The 16,557-nt window shown below is 43.3% G+C and carries 12 protein-coding genes and 1 pseudogene; 5 read left to right on the top strand and 8 right to left on the bottom strand.

The window, feature by feature from the left end; translation table 11 throughout:
• Positions 1-12: 12 nt before the first annotated feature.
• From V7K53_RS09445 to V7K53_RS09420, 6 genes are all read right to left on the bottom strand, one after another.
• Positions 13-3,135, bottom strand: coding sequence for an efflux RND transporter permease subunit (locus tag V7K53_RS09445; protein WP_335197268.1), 3,123 nt, complete (start codon positions 3,133-3,135; stop codon positions 13-15).
• Positions 3,132-4,658 carry an efflux RND transporter periplasmic adaptor subunit gene (locus V7K53_RS09440; protein WP_335197267.1) on the bottom strand — a complete coding sequence of 509 codons (1,527 nt, stop codon included), beginning with the start codon at positions 4,656-4,658 and terminating at the stop codon, positions 3,132-3,134. Before V7K53_RS09440 ends, V7K53_RS09445 begins: the two co-directional genes overlap by 4 nt.
• A gap of 248 nt (positions 4,659-4,906) precedes the next feature.
• Positions 4,907-5,893: an RNA polymerase sigma factor, RpoD/SigA family gene (locus V7K53_RS09435; protein WP_335197266.1), complete on the bottom strand. Its 987-nt coding sequence runs from the start codon at positions 5,891-5,893 to the stop codon at positions 4,907-4,909.
• Positions 5,894-5,913: 20 nt separating this feature from the next.
• The gene (locus V7K53_RS09430; protein WP_335197265.1) at positions 5,914-6,822 is read right to left on the bottom strand and encodes a hypothetical protein; all 909 of its coding nucleotides are present in this window, start codon (positions 6,820-6,822) and stop codon (positions 5,914-5,916) included.
• 302 nt (positions 6,823-7,124) lie between these two features.
• Positions 7,125-8,405 (bottom strand): S41 family peptidase, encoded by a 1,281-nt coding sequence (locus tag V7K53_RS09425; protein ID WP_335197264.1) that lies wholly within the window; start codon positions 8,403-8,405, stop codon positions 7,125-7,127.
• Positions 8,406-8,552: 147 nt separating this feature from the next.
• The gene (locus V7K53_RS09420) at positions 8,553-8,936 is read right to left on the bottom strand and encodes a hypothetical protein (RefSeq protein ID WP_335197263.1); all 384 of its coding nucleotides are present in this window, start codon (positions 8,934-8,936) and stop codon (positions 8,553-8,555) included.
• A gap of 510 nt (positions 8,937-9,446) precedes the next feature.
• Between V7K53_RS09420 and V7K53_RS09415 the strand changes: the two genes are divergently transcribed.
• The 4 genes from V7K53_RS09415 to V7K53_RS09400 all read left to right on the top strand — a co-directional run bounded on the left by V7K53_RS09415 (position 9,447) and on the right by V7K53_RS09400 (position 14,465).
• Positions 9,447-10,682 carry a sensor histidine kinase gene (locus V7K53_RS09415; RefSeq protein WP_335197262.1) on the top strand — a complete coding sequence of 412 codons (1,236 nt, stop codon included), beginning with the start codon at positions 9,447-9,449 and terminating at the stop codon, positions 10,680-10,682.
• Entirely contained in the window at positions 10,660-11,307 is a 648-nt protein-coding gene (locus tag V7K53_RS09410) for a response regulator transcription factor (protein WP_335059123.1), read from the top strand. Before V7K53_RS09415 ends, V7K53_RS09410 begins: the two co-directional genes overlap by 23 nt.
• Positions 11,308-11,435: 128 nt before the next feature.
• On the top strand, positions 11,436-13,985 hold the full coding sequence (locus V7K53_RS09405) for a sigma 54-interacting transcriptional regulator (protein ID WP_335197261.1): 2,550 nt from the start codon (positions 11,436-11,438) through the stop codon (positions 13,983-13,985).
• Between the two features lie 141 nt (positions 13,986-14,126).
• Complete coding sequence (locus V7K53_RS09400) at positions 14,127-14,465, top strand: hypothetical protein (protein WP_289798597.1); 339 nt, start codon at positions 14,127-14,129, stop codon at positions 14,463-14,465.
• Positions 14,466-14,631: 166 nt separating this feature from the next.
• On the opposite strand, the gene V7K53_RS09395 is transcribed toward V7K53_RS09400, so the two are convergent.
• The gene (locus tag V7K53_RS09395; RefSeq protein ID WP_442940477.1) at positions 14,632-14,904 is read right to left on the bottom strand and encodes a DUF4351 domain-containing protein; all 273 of its coding nucleotides are present in this window, start codon (positions 14,902-14,904) and stop codon (positions 14,632-14,634) included.
• A 72-nt stretch (positions 14,905-14,976) separates the two neighbouring features.
• Entirely contained in the window at positions 14,977-15,840 is an 864-nt protein-coding gene (locus V7K53_RS09390) for an Rpn family recombination-promoting nuclease/putative transposase (RefSeq protein ID WP_335197260.1), read from the bottom strand.
• Positions 15,841-16,186: 346 nt separating this feature from the next.
• Between V7K53_RS09390 and V7K53_RS09385 the strand changes: the two are divergent.
• A pseudogene (locus tag V7K53_RS09385) lies at positions 16,187-16,557 on the top strand (HEAT repeat domain-containing protein); the annotation flags it as partial.

The raw sequence follows: 16,557 nt of genomic DNA, 5'->3' as shown, positions 1-16,557 counted from the left end.
ATTGATTGAATATCACGATCGCTCCCCTGTAAATGAGAACACACGCCGAAACTTAACTTGATTAAGCTTCTTCCGCCACGATTCCATATATATATAGAACACGGGTGTTAAATACAAAGTCAATATCTGAGAAAACACCAGTCCGCCCACAACTGCAATCCCTAGAGGACGGCGGGATTCTGAACCAGCCCCAAATCCGATCGCTATGGGCAAGGTTCCCATTAATGCTGCCATTGTCGTCATCATAATCGGACGAAAGCGCACCAAACAGGCTTGATAAATTGCCTCAGACGGTTTTTTCAATTCTTCTCGCTGGGCTTCAATGGCAAAATCCACCATCATAATCCCGTTTTTCTTAACGATGCCCACTAAGAGAATTATGCCGATGAAGGAGTAAACATTGAGTTCGACATGGAATAAAATCAGCGTCAACAATGCCCCAAAACCGGCTGACGGCAAACCCGAAAGAATTGTAATTGGGTGAATGAAATCCTCATAGAGGATACCCAGGATCAGATAAATTACTAAGATGGCGATCGCTAACAGTAAACCCAAACTCGGCAGTGAACTTTGAAATACCTGGCTTGCGCCCTGAAAACTGGTGCTAATGCTCTTAGGAATCACCCGATCGATCAGTTCTGCAATTTTTTGGTTGGCATTTCCCAAGGACGCACCGGGAGCGAGGTTAAAGGAAATGGTAGCGGCGTTCATCCGACCGTTATGATTAACCATTAACGGGCTGACTCCCTGAGATAGTTTGGCGAATGTCTTCAGAGGAACTGCTACTCCTGTGCTGGAGTTAATGTATAAGGTCAACAGAGCATTGATATCCTGCTGATATTGCGGTGCTAATTCCAAAATTACCTGATACTCATTGGTTGCTGCATAGATAGTTGAGACTTGGTAGGAACCGTAAGCACTTCTGAGGGTATTTTCGATTTGCTCGGCGGTAATCCCATAAGTTGAGGCTTTATCGCGGTCAATGTCAATTTGAATCTGGGAAGCAAATTGTAAATCGCTGTTGACATCCTGGAGTTCTGGCAAGTTCTTCATCTTGATCACAAGTTGCGGAACATATTCCTGTAAGGGTTTGACATCAGAATTCTGAAGTGCAACCTGATAAAGTCCTGTGCTTTGTTGAGCGCCAATGGGTATTGCTGGCGGATTTTGTAAGAATACTTGGATGCCTGGAACAGTGGCGAGTTTGGTTCGTAAATTTTGCACGATTTCGTCAGCCCCTAGTTGGCGCTGCGATCGCGGTTTTAACCGAATAAACAAACTACCAGAATTGGCTGCAACTGCTGCCCCACTGCCATTAGCACTCGCTCCCGCGCCAATATTGGAGTTGACTGCATCTACATTTGGGTCTTGACGAATCAGGTTAGCAACTGTCTGCTGATGCTGGACAAGATTATCAAAGGATGCATCTTGGGCTGCTTGGGTAATACCTGTAATTTGTCCGGTATCTTCGCTAGGAATAAAGCCTTTGGGAACTATCACCAACAACCCAACTGTCACCGCCAATAGAAAGACAGATAAAATCATTGTGGTGCGGTGATATTTTAAGACTTTTTTGAGACTCCAATCATACAAACCGAGGAAGCGATCGAAGACATATTCGGAAGCTTGATATAACCGACTTTGATTAGCACGATCCACAGGACGCAGAAAACGGCTGCACAACATCGGAGTCAGAGTCAAAGACACAAAACCAGAGACGAGAATTGCCACTGCGATCGTCACAGCAAATTCATGAAATAATCGTCCCAGTACTTCACTCATGAACAACATGGGGATGAAGACTGCAACTAAGGAAAGTGTCATCGACAGAATTGTAAAACCAATTTCTCTCGACCCATTCAACGCCGCTTCTAATGGAAGTTCCCCCATTTCCATGTGACGGACGATATTTTCTAGCATGACGATCGCATCATCCACGACGAAACCCACCGAAAGGGTCAACGCCATCAGCGATAGGTTATCTAATGAGTAGTGCAGCAAATACATCACTGCAAAAGTACCAATCAGCGAAACGGGTAATGCCAAACTGGGAATCACCGTCGCCGAGAGGTTCCGTAAAAAGATGAAAATTACTAAGATAACTAGAGCGATCGTCAGAATCAACGTAAATCTGACATCATCCACCGAATCTCGAATTGATTGAGACGCATCATAGAGAATACCAATTTCCACGGATGCTGGAATCTGTTCTCGCAAATCCGGGAGCAATTTCTTAATCGTGTCTACAACTTGCACCGTATTGGTTCCGGGCTGTCTTTGAATGGTGAGAATAATGGCGCGAGTATTGTTATACCAGCTTGCTACTTTGTCATTTTCTACACTGTCAACAATCCGACCCAGTTGATTGAGATAGATGGGCATTCCATCTTTATAAGAGACAATCAGTTGGCGATAAGCAGCCGCATCCTCAAGTTGTCCGTTGGTTTGGACTGTAAAATTCTTGTGATTTCCCGAAAGACTGCCGGTAGGCAAATTGACGTTACCCTGTTGAATCGCCGTCGCCACCTGATCTAGCCCAATTTGCCGCGTTGCCAATTGCTGCGGATCGAGTTGAATTCGAGCCGCATACTTTTGGGAACCATAGACGGCTACCTGTGCTACCCCATTGATTGTAGATAGCTTTTGCGCCAGATAAGTCTCGGCATAATTATCTACCTGGGAAAGGGGCAGAGTGGGAGAATCGAGGTAAAGGTAAAGAATCGGTTGATCTGCGGGGTTAACTTTGCTGTAAGTGGGAGGATTAGGTAAATCGTCAGCAATTTGCCCCGATGCTCCCGATATCGCAGCTTGCACATCCTGCGCCGCATCATCAATATTCCGACTCAGGTTAAATTGCAGGGTAATTTGAGTCTGTCCCAGAGTGCTGGTTGAGTTGAGCGAATCGAGTCCAGCAATACTGGAAAATTGCTTTTCTAAAGGACGGGCAACCGATGCTGCCATTGTTTCCGGGCTGGCTCCCGGTCGGGAAGCACTTACTTGAATTGTGGGATAATCTACACTTGGTAAATCGCTGATTGGCAGCAAGCGATAACTCATGAAACCGAAGATTAAAATCGCCGCCATCACCAGAGTCGTCATAATCGGGCGACGGATAAATGCTTCCGAGAGGTTCATGAATCACCTCCACCAGAGTTACGGGAATGATTTCTTCTTGGCTGATTCGAGTCATTACCGCTTTGGGAATTGCCGGCTGTTTTAACGCGAACTTTGCTCCCGGAAACGAGATTCGCTTGACCATCGGTAACAATTTTATCCCCTGGTTGCGGCCCTTTCTGAATTACATCTAGCCCCTGAATGGTGCTGCTAACTGTAACTGGAACGTTTTCTACCGTCATGTCTGGCTTAACTACAAAGACAAACTGTCCATCGGGGCCATTCTGCACGGCTTGGGAGGGAACAACCGTTGCATTTGGTTGTTCAGTTAGCGTTAAGGTTGCGTTGACAAATTGACCGGGAAATAAGTGTCCCTGAGTGTTATCAAAGTCGCCAATTAGTTGAATTGTCCCCGTAGTGTTATCGACCGTATTATTGACAAACGTCAGAGTACCTGGTATAGAACGAGATGGATTATCGGGGAATGTCACATCTACCTTCAGCTTGCCATTCTGCATATACTTTTGTACCTGGGGCAGATTTGTTTCAGGAATGGAAAAAGCAACTTGAATCGGGCGAATTTGGGTGATGGTAACAAGTGGAGTCGTGCTGTTGGCTTGTACCACATTGCCCTGAGTCACAAGAATATTGCCAGCGCGACCATCAATCGGCGCATAAATTTTGGCGTAAGATAATTGCACTTTGGTATTGTCTAATGCTCCTTGATCGGAACTGACAACGGCTTGAGCATTAGCGATCGCAGCTCGATCGCCTTGGACAACTGCACCAGCATTAGTCAGCGCTACTCGATCGCTTTTCAAAACAGCCTCAGCATTAGCGATCGCTTCTCGATCTGCTTGTAGGGTTGCTGTCGCCGATTTGCTATTGGAAACGTATTGCTGTGCTTGATCTAAACTAATCGCGCCCTTTTTATACAACGCACTATAGCGATCGCTCTGTCCCTGAGCAAATTCTGCTTGCGCTCGATCTTTAGCTAAATTCGCCTGGGCTTGTCGCACTAAGGCTTGGTCTTTGACTAAAGTCGCTCTGGCTTGGTCTACCTGACCCAAATCTCTAGTTAATGCGTCTCTCGCTTGTTGTACCGAGGCTTGGTCTTTGGCGACAGTTCCTTGAGCTTGCTGGATTGCAGCAGCTTGCGATCGGTCATCCAGGGTAAACAAAAGTTGTCCCTTTTTCACCTCTTGACCTTTCTTGAAATAAACTCCTACGATCCGTCCGCTAGCTTGGGGCGTAATCGATACTGTAGACCCCGCTTGCACATTACCGATCGCCTGCAATTGTATCGGAACCGTTTTTTGTGTCACCATTGCCACAGTTACAGGTGTGACTTGTTGCTTATTACGCCCAGATTTTTCACTTTTGTCTGACTTGGCTGCACCTGCATAGATACCAAAAAAACCTAGTCCAGCCAGTAATAGCACGCCCAAAATTATCAAAGTAATCTTTTTCTTTTTTGGCGATCGCGGTAGCTCTGGTTGTATACTGTTCTCAGTCAAACTCTCGTTAGAAATTTCATGGTTCATCAGAACCTCCAATGCATTTTAGTTAATTAAAAACCGTGAAATCCTTTACTACCTCAACTGCCGTTGATACCAATTTCATTTGAGGCGGCACATCTAAATAATTCGTTTTTTCCAGTTTGCTAGATGTACCTTGTCAAATAATGATGATTTTGTTGATTTTAAATCAAACAAATAATATTTTTAAATACCTCTTAAGTAATCATATTCAAAATCTCTCATTATCTTAAGGAATACTTTTTTACCTGCGTTTATTTATTACTTCTCAACTGCCGATATAGTAGGTGGAGAGCTTGTTTTTCTATCTGTCTGACTCGTTCCCGACTAATACCCATGCGCTGACCAATCTGTTCTAGAGAAAGTTCATTTCCATCTGTTAAACCAAAGTGTAAGTTTAATATCTCTTGTTGTTGTCTAGATAAACTTGACAATAATTCTTCAAGTTCCTGATTGAGAGATTGCTCAGTAGTATAGCCATTTTCAGAATATCTATCATCTTCGATTAAATCTTCTAACTTTACATCTTTCTCTGAGCCAACTCGAAGATTGAGAGAAATAGTTTGACGAGCCAAAGTTAGATATTGTCGAATCTGACTAGGCTCTAAAGAAAGTGCATGAGCAATTTCTGTAGTAGTAGGAACGCGACCCAGTTTTTGAGATAACTCTCGCTGAACGCGCTTAATTTTATTTAACTTTTCATTGATGTGAATAGGTAATCTAATTGCGCGTCCTTGTTGAGCGATCGCTCTGGTAATTCCTTGACGAATCCACCAGTAAACGTAGGTTGAAAATCTGTATCCTAAAGCCGGATTGAATTTCTCAATCCCTCTTTCCAAACCCAGAGTACCTTCTTGAATTAAGTCCATCAGTTCTAAATTTCGTCTCTGATATTGCTTGGCAATTGACACCACGAGCCGGAGATTAGACGCCATCATTTTCTGCTTGGCTTTTTTCCCTTGATTTAGCTTTTGAAGTAGTTCTTGTTCGCTTAACTGCATCTGGTCAGCCCATTCTGACAGTGTGGGGCTACGATTTAATTCAACAGTCAGTTTTTCGGATTCAGCAAGTATTTTCATCATCTGCTGAACTTGTTGGGCAAAAAAAACTTCTTGCTCCTGGCTTAACAGAGGTATCCGCCCAATTTCTTGAAGATAAGCACGTACTGTATCAGTTGTAAATTGAGATGCTTTGCTTGTGTGAATAGCTTTAGTATCTGGTAATGATGTTAAGTTACTCATGTTGAGTTAGCCTCTGCCTATTAATTGGGGTATTTTTTATTGGGGAAAAAGTGCAAATAATGACTTGATGAACCATAGAGGTTTTTATAAAAGAACCAGGTATCAAGAACTAGTTCCAAAAGAGCAATCAATACCCAAATTGCTAATGAAACAATTACAGGTAGGCTGAGATCGGGAAATTTCCTTTGCAAATCGATAATGCCAAATAGCAGCAAAAATACTAGCGAAACTCCTAGAAGAAATGACAGCTTGACAATCGCGAGAATGAACCGACTCATTTCTAGGATGCGATTGTAAAGCCGGGAAAATCTCTCTAGGATTTCTTCCATGTTATTGATGACAAGTAAAATTTGTTGTTGGTGCAGATGGGTAGCTAAGGAGCATTGTTGCTGCACTTGCGTCAATTCATGTTCATTCTTGAAATCATCTAAAAGCTTGTCCCAAGGTAACACCTGAGAGCTAGTTGACCAAATTGGAAAATCCTTTAAATGTAAGGGAACTAAATAGTTAATCAGTGCGATCAGAGTTTCATCAAAATTATTTAGTTCGGGGGGAAGAGACTGAGTTAGACGAATCAGTTGGTCAATCTGAATCTGAAGTGTATAGTAGTCCTCATATCTTCTTTGAGCGATCAACTGACTAGTAAAGGTGAGAAAAACAATTAACACACCCAATAAAGCTGCTAGAGACTGGGATACAGCAGAAAAGAATTCAATCGCTACCTGTTTAGGTACTGTCAGCCAAGGGGCGTTTTCTCGCATAGCAAAAACCAAGGTGGCAACAAATACCAGCCCGACGATCGCTAGCTGATGGTGGGTAACAATAGCTATGATTGTCCGCACTAAAGGAGTGTTGCTGAGTTGAACTAAGATTTGCAAACCTGGGACTGGTTCACAAATTTGAAGTCGTTGGGCTTTGCGGGTTGACATGATAGAAAGATACAGTTCCTAGCTTGTTAAAGTAAGGCAAGAGGCAGATAGCGCAGCGTAAAGCCTTCTCTACGAGAGGCTTCTCTTTCAGAGACGCCAACGCTTAGAGCGAGTCCACGAGCGAGGTGGTCACTGAGCGTAGTCGAAGTGACCACAATACGGTTCGGATAAGCAATTTTCTTCTCCCTTTTTGTTTGGGAAAAGGGTAAGGGGTAAGGGGGAAAAGTTTGAATTTAGCCTTTTCCCTTTTCCCTTTCCCCCTTAACCGAACCGTATTGGAAGTGACCACCCCTCTGCCTGCTTCATTTCCCACGCTGTAAACTCACATGATTGCCCCCAGACTGAATTAATTTGCTCAGGTCAGCAATGGCGCTAGCATACTGAGGATCGGCTAATGTTCCCAAGGTTTGGTTTTGCACTAAGGCTTTCTGTTGTGCCTCGGTTAATGCCACGTTAATATCTGGGGTAATGCCGACATGATTGATATCTCGACCTTTCGGTGTGTAGTATTTAGCGATCGTTAGTTTCAGCCCCGAACCATCCTCTAGTGGCTCTACGGCTTGAACTAAACCTTTACCGAAGGTGCGAGTTCCTACTAAGGTGGCGCGATTGTCGTCTTGTAGCGCTCCCGAAAGAATTTCGCTGGCGCTAGCAGATCCCTTATCAACCAGTATTACTAAGGGTTTGTCGGTGAGAGAATGTCCCGATGCATCGTAGCTTTCTTTCACTTGGTCTCGATTTACCAAAGACACGATCGCCCCTTGTTTCAACCACATACTGGCAATTTGCAAACTTGCATCCAGCAGTCCACCTGGATCGGAACGCAAATCTAAAACGTAGCCCTGCACCTGTTGTTTTTCTAATGCTTGAATTGCGCGATGCATCTCTGCGGGAGCAGTTTGCGTAAATTCTGGCAAACGAATATAACCAATTTTACCCGCCGGCGTTGTTTGCGTGTTGTAAGTTACAGGATGGATAGCAATATTGGCGCGGGTAAGTTTGAAAGTTTCCGACTGGCTACCCCGTTGAATCGTGAGTACTACCTTGGTTCCCACAGGGCCGAGAATCCGCTTCACGGCATCGTCAATTTTCATCCCCTGAGTTTTTTGACCGTTAATTTGGACAATTACATCGTCCGGTAAAATACCCGCTTTAAAAGCAGGCGTTCCTTGAATTGGGGCGACAACGGTTAAGGCTTTAGTTTTTTCATTCTGTGCCAGTTCCAGCCCTACGCCACTGAGGTTGCCAGAAATGTCGTTATTTAGGGCTTTAAATTCTTGGGGATCGAAAAACTCGGTGTAGCGATCGCCTAATTTCGCCACCATTTCTTGAATCGCTCCATAAGCTTCTTTCTTGGAACTATAGGAACGGCTAAGATACTGCTGTCGAATTGCTTGCCAATCTTGATGGTTAAAGCTGACATCAACATAATTTTTATCTAGGATTTGCCACACCTCATCCACCAGTTTTTGAGAGCTAGGTTGTGGTTTACCTAGAGCTTTGGAAGTGTATAGACTAGTTACTACAAGGATTGCGGCTATAACAGCCAGTTCTATCTTGACGTGAAATTTTCGTTTAAACATACTTTAATTATTGAAGAATAATACAGAATCCAGAATTCAGAATCCAGAATGCAATTAATGAAAGGCTGAATACCATAAGTCGCAGATAATTTCTTCTGAATTCTGAATTCTGACTCCTGACTCCTGAATTCTGTTTTGATAAAACTACTAGGAATTATCTTGAGATTTTCCTTTGCGGTGGGGATAGACAGTCTTAAAAATATCCTGAATTTTAGTCTTTTGTTCAGCAGTAAGATTTAGGCTCAACACTGCTTTACGCATTTTTTCGCCTTTTTGTAATTTCGTTGACAATTCCTTTACCTGATCTGGGGTCAAAACTGCCTCAACTTGCTTGCGAATTTCTTCGCGCTTTTGAGCGCGTTCTGGCGTATTCGATGCCGGAGAGTTAGTGGTAGAAGTATCAGCTACTTTTGTGCCAGAATCATTCTCTTGAGACACATCTGGAGATTTAGAACTGGTACAACCTGTTATTCCTCCAATTAGGATAGTTGCAAATAGCAGGGTTGGTAAAATTATCTGTTTTTTAATCATTTACTTCTCTGGTTTTTGTTGTGTGTAATAGAACTGTTCTGACTCAATTTCGGTTTATGACTGTTTAGAAGATGTTTGAAATTTACTGCTTTACTCACACCAGCTAATCTTAGAAGTTGGAATGAGTTTGCACATGAGCTAGAATTCCTAACCTGACCAGTAAAAAAGTACTCAAGTTATTGTGACTTTTTTCCTAATTTAGAAATAATTAATTAGTCGGAACGGCTCTATCAATACTAGAGACAGATTCGTTATATAGAAAGGAGAGTTTTATCTAAACAGCGACCAATACTGCTCGGTTAAAGGGAAAAGGGGAAGGAAAAAAGGATTTTAAGGTTTGATACATAATGTTTTTCCCCTTTAACCTTTTCCCTTTCCCCCAAAACCCGACAAGTATTACAACAGCGCCCATCTCTGAACCTCGCTTCCTGCCTTCTGTACCTATTTCCCTCTAAAATTGTGAAAATACCTATGGTTTTGTTAGAAAGACCATTGATTTGGAACAGTTCTATGGTTAGCTTGACCTACCCATCTTTTCGTCTGTTGCTTTACCTAGAGTGGCTGTTATTAGCCACGGCAGCGTTCATGGAAGTTCTACTGCCGTTTGAATTGTCTTGGTCGTTGCTGCTACGAGTTCTGGCGATCGCCATTTTCAGCTTGATGGGCTTGAGACTGCCAATGGTGAAGCTGGAAACAAAATTATTTTATACAGCCCTGGAATTCGGTTTAATTTGGCTACCAGCGACTCAACATAGCTTATCTCCTCGCTCCGTTTTGCTGCTATGTCTGGTACTGGTAATGCGGAGTTGTCTGATGTTTAAGCTATCGGGACAGTTGGTTGTCTTGGGTTTATCTTTGCTATCTCATGCAACACTGCTTTTATTAAGACCTATTGAACCTGAGAATTTTATGCGAGATAGGCTAATCGCCATGTCCTGGGATTGGCGATTAAGTAATATATTATTGTTTAGCTTAACGTTAGTATTCGCTTTATTGTTAATTAATGCCCTGCTTGCAGAGCGCCAAAGTCGAGAGCAGTTAGAAATTGCCCATCAGCAATTAGAAATCATCAATCAACAACTGTGCCAATATGCTCTGCGGATTGAAGATCAGGCAACCTTGCAGGAACGCAACCGAATTGCCCGCGAAATTCATGATGGGTTGGGACACACTCTCGCCGCCCAAACCATTCAGATTAATAATACTCTGTTGTTTTGGCAATCAAATAATGATAAAGCATTGACATTTCTCAAACAGGCAAAAGAACTGGGGGCTGAAGCGCTGCTAGAAATTCGGCGATCGCTTTCGGTTTTGCGTTCAAATCCTTTGCAAGGGCAATCTCTCAAATCATCGATTGAAAAGCTATTGATAGATTTTCAGCAAACCACAGGTATTGAACCATCCTGTAAAATCGATCTCCCGTACACTTTACCAACAGAAGTAAACACAGCCCTCTACCGCATTGTGCAAGAATCGCTGACAAATATTTGCAAACACGCCGAGGCAACAAGTGTCACCGTTAAACTTCTGGCTCACGCTGGGATGATTCATCTGTCAATCGAAGATAATGGAAAAGGGTTTAACCCTACTCAAAATACAACTGGCTTTGGACTACAAGGGATGCGAGAACGGTCGGTTGCACTGGGCGGTCAGTTAAATCTTCACAGTCAACTAGGAACAGGTTGCTGTATTTCTGTTTCTTTGCCACTATCAAAGCTAGCTTATGATTCGGATTTTATTAGTTGACGATCAGCATCTTATTCGCCAGGGACTCAAGAGTATGCTTGAGTCGAATGCAGAGATGCAGGTAATCGGTGAGGCGGAGAATGGGCAACGGGCACTCGAACAGATTGCCGCACTGCAACCCGATATTGTGCTAATGGATATTCGGATGCCCGTAATGGATGGAGTCGCCACCACAAAAGCGATCGCTCAACAATATCCTGACATTAAGGTTCTCGTCCTCACCACCTTCGATGATGATGAGTATGTTTTCCAGGCGATGCGGCTGGGTGCAAAGGGCTATTTGCTCAAAGACACCGAACCAGATGAATTAATGTTGGCAATTCGATCCGTGTATAAAGGACAAACCCTACTCGGCCCGGGATTGTTTGAGAAAGCACTCACGCCGATTACTGCACCTGTCCAGTCTGTGCAAACTCCTCCAGAATTAGCGCAACTCACAGCCAGAGAATTAGATGTATTGCGGTTAATTGCTTGTGGAGCCAATAACCGGGAAATTGCCGAATCGCTATTTCTTTCAGAAAACACTGTTAAGAACTATGTTACTAATATTCTCAGTCGGTTGAGTTTACGCGATCGCACTCAAGCCGCTTTGTTTGCCCATTCGTTGTTTAGTGGACTTAAGTAGAGTGAGTCTACTTGGACAATAAGTCATTGCACATTATGTATTAATGCACAACCACTGAATATAGATATTTTGACATACCCTTTCAGCGATAATTCTTGTTATACAGCAGCCTACAGGGAGAACTAAATATGACATCTCCAGAAACGGTTACATGGCTACAAGAACGCACGAGTTTAGGAATTCTCTCACCTGAAGTATTAAATGCGATCGCTCAAGTAATTGAAGAACAAGTAGTGAGTGCCGAAACTGACTTAGTTAGTGAAGGCAATTCTCCAGAAGCCCTTTATATTCTTGTAGAAGGTCAACTCGAAAGCAATAGCACTAATCAAAGCAACCCAGCTTTAGCTTGTGGATTCCTTCCCGGTGCAGTGATTGAACTCAAAGAATTGCTGTTGGATGAATCAACTCCATTCACAATTACGACAGTAACCGAATGTCACTTGTGGGTTGTACCTGCTGCTAAATTTCGGGAATTAGTCACTCAATACCCCGAAATTGCTCAGGCTTTTTCGCGTCAATTGGCTCAAGAATTAGCTCAGGTAACATCTGCACTTGGCTATGAACAAGAACGTTCTATTGCCTTGCGCCCATATTTAGTTACCAAAGCACAACGGGGAATTGTCGGTACAAGTCGCTATGCTGTGCGGCTGCGGGAGCAAATTCGAGAAGCGGCTGCCGATCGCAAATCAGTAGATATTTTCGGAGAACCAGGGTTAGAAAAAGACAATATAGCAGCTCTCATCCACTTTGGTTCTCCCAAACGGCGAGAACCAATTATTAAAGTCAATTGTGGTATTCTCCAAACTAGCGGCGCAGATTTATTTGGTCGTGCTGGCGGCAAACCAGGGCTGTTGGAATGGTTGGGAGAAGGTACTCTAGTTCTCAACAACATTCAAGAATTGCCCGAAGAATTATTACCTGCCGTGACGCAGTTGCTCAAAACTGGTACATATACCCCCGTCAGTCGTTCTGGAGATCCAGTAGCCGAAGCTCGTCCCAGTAAAGCCAGAATTCTGATTGTTTCAGAAAAAACTCAGCCGACAATTGAACGTTCTGTTGGTCACATTATTAAAGTACCACCGCTACGGGTGCGGAAAGCTGATATTCAGACACAGGTTGAATATTATACTAGTCTCTACATTCGCTCTAGAGGCGTTCCGAAACCGCACATCACCCCAGAAGCTCTGCGTCGCCTCCAGTCTTATGATTTTCCTGGCAACCTCAAAGAATTGAAAAACCTGGTAGAAAGAGCAATCGTGCAAGCTGAGGGTGCGAATGAATTAACAGAAGAAATTTTCTGGCCAGCCGAAACTAAGAAAAAACGATTTCGGGTAAATCTGTTAAATGCCTATCCTTCTTTAAGGCGGTTTTTACGTAGTGACTGGTGGCCCGATCGCATTAATTATGGTTTTACTGCAACGGCTTTTGCGATCGTTGTGGCAATATTATTTATTGGGCCGCAAACCCGCGATCGCAATTTCGTCTTAAATCTATTTTGGGCTTGGTGGTGGCCTTTCTTCTTATTTCTCTTTCCCTTTTTGGGGCGTATCTGGTGTTCTGTTTGTCCCTTCATGATTTATGGAGAAATCACCCAAAAGCTCTCTTTGTGGCTGTGGCCTCGAAAACTCAAACGCTGGCCGAGAGAACAAGGTGAAAAATGGGGCGGATGGTTCCTCTTTGGTTTATTTACCCTAATTTTCTTATGGGAAGAACTCTGGCATTTAGAAAATACTGCTTATCTCAGTGCTTGTTTGCTGCTGTTAATTACTGCTGGGGCGATGATTTTCTCGGCTCTTTTTGAGCGGCGGTTTTGGTGTCGCTATCTCTGCCCCATCGGTGGGATGAATGGTTTATTTGCCAAACTCTCAATGACGGAACTCCGGGCACAGCAAGGGATATGTTCTGCTAGTTGCACCACGTATCAGTGTTATAAAGGCGGGCCGCAAAAAGGCGAAGGGCTAGAAACCAATGGATGTCCTTTATACTCACACCCAGCCCAGTTAGAAGATAACCGAGATTGCGTACTGTGCATGACTTGCCTGAAAGCTTGTCCCCATCGTTCCGTTGAGTTCAACTTGCGTCCCCCTGGAATTGAACTGTGGACAACTCATGTACCCCGCACTTATGAAGTAGCATTATTGTTTTTGCTGTTGGGTGGTATCTATCTCCATCGTTTACCAGAATTGCAATCTTGGTTGGGGCTGCAACTGGATTTAACTGATTTTTGGCAGCACTTGGGATTATCGCTGCTAGTGTTAATTATTCCTGCGGCTCTTACCTTTGGGGCTTATGGCTTGATCCAAGTGTTCAATTTTAACCGTAAGCCTCGATCCTTTGTAGAACTCGCCTACGGCTATCTACCATTAGTCTTGGGAGGCAACTTGGCTCACTATCTACGTTTGGGCTTAGGCGAAGGCGGTAAGATTTTACCTGTTACCTTTGCGACTCTTGGTTTGAGTGGCGAACAATTGCCAATATTAGTTGCTCACCCCGCCGTGATTGCCTTTTTGCAAGGTACAACGATAATTTTCTCCGTGTTGATGACTATGTTATTAACGCAAAAAATTGCCAAGCAATCAGTGGGTACACCAAAGGGTTTAGCGAAACTATCGCTCCTTTGGCAACACCTCGCAGCGATCGCTTTGGGAGTTAGTATGTGGGCGATTATCGTCTTTTAAGCTTTACATCCTCTACCAGGCGGTTTCTAATCGCCTGGGCTAGGTGCAAAATGTGATTTAAGAACATTCTTCCCTACGAACGTGATAGAAAATACTTATATGATTTATGATTTTTGACTCATAGTGTAAGGATTACAGATAATGCACGTTCTAAAAAGATCCATCAAACCTGCAACTTATATATCATTCCTCCACATTTACCAAACGACTTGGGGGACTGCTGGTGATATTTGTTTAATTCGTGAATCTGTAGCTAATGATAGTACAGCGAAGTTTATCGGGCACAAAATCGAACTAGCAATTCCAAGAGGATTGGAGCGCGATCGCATTGCCAACTGTCCAATAATTAAAGTTGCAGGTAATGTCGGCGACGGACATCCAAAAGAACACCCGTTGGAATGGGAGGCTTATGAGGGTGTAAAAGAAGAAATAGCTTTAGCGGCTCTCAAACCTTGGGGATTCAAGCTAATTGAACTTTAATGTGGCGATTTGACAAGCTCAACTCGTTTTCGTTCTTCTGAAACTATTTTTTCCCCTAGCGTTATCAGACATTGGCTCAAATGGAAAAATTCATCTAATAGACATAGGAGTGAAATTAATTATGCGTTGCCCGAAATCCTTGGTAGGCATAATTCATAAATTGTAGCTACGTTATTTTCACTCCTACGTCTAATGTACCAAACCAGGTTTCTAAATCCGCGTAGTTTACCGCCGTAGGCATCGCCTGAAAATCCAACAATGCTTCACCAAGATTTTCTAATTGTTCTAAAGAGAGAGTTGCAATACGGTCTAGCACCTCTTGGGGGAATTCTCCCACCCGTCGAGTAAGCTGACGGAGAATCAGCGCTCGTTCTCGTTGTTGGCCGCGTTGTTCACCTTCAGCGAGAATTTCTTGATAAATCACTGACTCGCGCATCATACCCTCCCGAAATAATTGTCGAATCAAGTCTTGATTTTGACGAGCGAGATAGAGACTAGATTTAATTAGTTGCTACTCTAATGTACTAAACCAGGCTTCTAAATCCGCTTGAGCCTGAAAATCCAATAATGCTTCACCAAGATTTTCTAATTGTTCTAAAGAGAGAGTTTCAATACGGTCTAGCACCTCTTGGGGTAATTCTCCCACCCGTCGAGTCAGCAGACGGAGAATCAGCAATTGCCCTTCTGCCTTTCGTCCTTCTTCCCGTCCTCGTTGTTCTCCTCGTTGTTCTCCTCGTTCTTCCCCTTCTCTTAGAATTTCTTGATAAATCACTGACTCGCGCATCATACCCTCCCGAAATAATTGTCGAATCAAGTCCTGATTGTATTTTAACCCCGCTAAGATTTGGGTATACGCGGAAATTTCTGGCCGTTGTCTTGGCTCAAGTTGATTAACTTTGACCACAACTTGTTGCAACAAAGCTTGGGGTTGTGTGGTTGCCGCCAGTGGTGCTAGTGGTAACAAAGCTGGATCATTGAGGAATGGTTCGGGATTTTCTTCCCATAAGCGAATAACACGATATTTATGACGGGTAGTTTCGACACAGAATACAGTTTCAATTACTGTTCCTGGTGCAGGGGGAAGCAGTAATACGACAACTTGCGTTATTGGTAGACGATATAAGCGATACAAGCGTACCCAATAATCTAGCATCCGCAAGGGTAGGGGTGGCGTAGATTCTAGTTTGGTTTGAAATTCCAGATGGAGAATGCGTCCTTGTAGCTGTAAAAATGTTACATAATCAGCGCGAATTGGTTCAATGCTCAATTCGGTTTTGAGGACTTTGACAGAAGTTTGTGGTGTACCTAAAACCCAACTGGCAAAGGTCGCAGGATGTTTTTCGGACAGTAGTTTGCAAAGGTTATCAAAAGACATTTGCGATCGCTAACAATTGAACGAGGTATTGTTATTATCTCGTGCAGTGGTTTGAGTAGGCGATGTCTACGATGGGCTATGACGCTCGCGGACTCGCTAACGCTTCGCTATCGGCGTCGCACCATCGCTCAAGTAAGCTCATTATTATACTCTGAGCATCTTTTTTTAAATTCCTGTAATAATTACATTAATATTCCATTTCTAGCTAGGTTGAGTTATCAGACCATAAAAAGATAACTGTAGCGGTTCCTGTTTTACTAGTAAAAAACCTAACTCCCTTCTCTTTCCCTACTAAAGAAAGGGCAGAAAGAATCTTTATATCTAAATAAAATTACGAATTATACAAATGTATCTGCACATAATTAAAAAGCGATCGTCGCCCTTTTTCCTTTTTCCCTTTATCCTGCTGTTGACTCTCCTCCTTGCCTTGCCTTGGGTGAGTGCGAAAGAACAGCCTAAGCCGAAGCCAGAAGCGTGGCAGATTAACGGTATAGTTGCTGCCCTTGATGATGGATATGACGCAGTAAAGAAACTCGCTTTTGGTAAATTCAATGAATATGATCTAAAAAATTTCAAATCGGTGGTTCAGAAACCAGAGGATATTGCTCAGAAAATTTTCAAAATCCTCAAGGATAAAACTCTTGATAAAGATGTTCGTTCCGGTGCAGCAGTGGCATTAGGAAATCTGGGGGAGGCATCCAAACCCTACGTCAAAGA

Origin of the sequence: Nostoc sp. (assembly GCF_036917355.1) — a bacterium.
Lineage (GTDB): Bacteria > Cyanobacteriota > Cyanobacteriia > Cyanobacteriales > Nostocaceae > Nostoc.
Note: the sequence above shows the minus strand (reverse complement) of the source record. Positions and strands in the feature narration are given on the sequence as shown.

Coding starts and splice junctions, on each gene's coding strand:
- V7K53_RS09420 (WP_335197263.1), bottom strand. CDS start 8,936: ATGATTAAAAAACAGATAATTTTACCAACCCTGCTATTTGCAACTATC.
- V7K53_RS09390 (WP_335197260.1), bottom strand. CDS start 15,840: ATGTCTTTTGATAACCTTTGCAAACTACTGTCCGAAAAACATCCTGCG.
- V7K53_RS09415 (WP_335197262.1), top strand. CDS start 9,447: ATGGTTAGCTTGACCTACCCATCTTTTCGTCTGTTGCTTTACCTAGAG.
- V7K53_RS09405 (WP_335197261.1), top strand. CDS start 11,436: ATGACATCTCCAGAAACGGTTACATGGCTACAAGAACGCACGAGTTTA.
- V7K53_RS09430 (WP_335197265.1), bottom strand. CDS start 6,822: ATGTCAACCCGCAAAGCCCAACGACTTCAAATTTGTGAACCAGTCCCA.
- V7K53_RS09445 (WP_335197268.1), bottom strand. CDS start 3,135: ATGAACCTCTCGGAAGCATTTATCCGTCGCCCGATTATGACGACTCTG.
- V7K53_RS09400 (WP_289798597.1), top strand. CDS start 14,127: ATGCACGTTCTAAAAAGATCCATCAAACCTGCAACTTATATATCATTC.
- V7K53_RS09440 (WP_335197267.1), bottom strand. CDS start 4,658: ATGAACCATGAAATTTCTAACGAGAGTTTGACTGAGAACAGTATACAA.
- V7K53_RS09410 (WP_335059123.1), top strand. CDS start 10,660: ATGATTCGGATTTTATTAGTTGACGATCAGCATCTTATTCGCCAGGGA.
- V7K53_RS09435 (WP_335197266.1), bottom strand. CDS start 5,893: ATGAGTAACTTAACATCATTACCAGATACTAAAGCTATTCACACAAGC.
- V7K53_RS09425 (WP_335197264.1), bottom strand. CDS start 8,405: ATGTTTAAACGAAAATTTCACGTCAAGATAGAACTGGCTGTTATAGCC.
- V7K53_RS09395 (WP_442940477.1), bottom strand. CDS start 14,904: ATGATGCGCGAGTCAGTGATTTATCAAGAAATTCTCGCTGAAGGTGAA.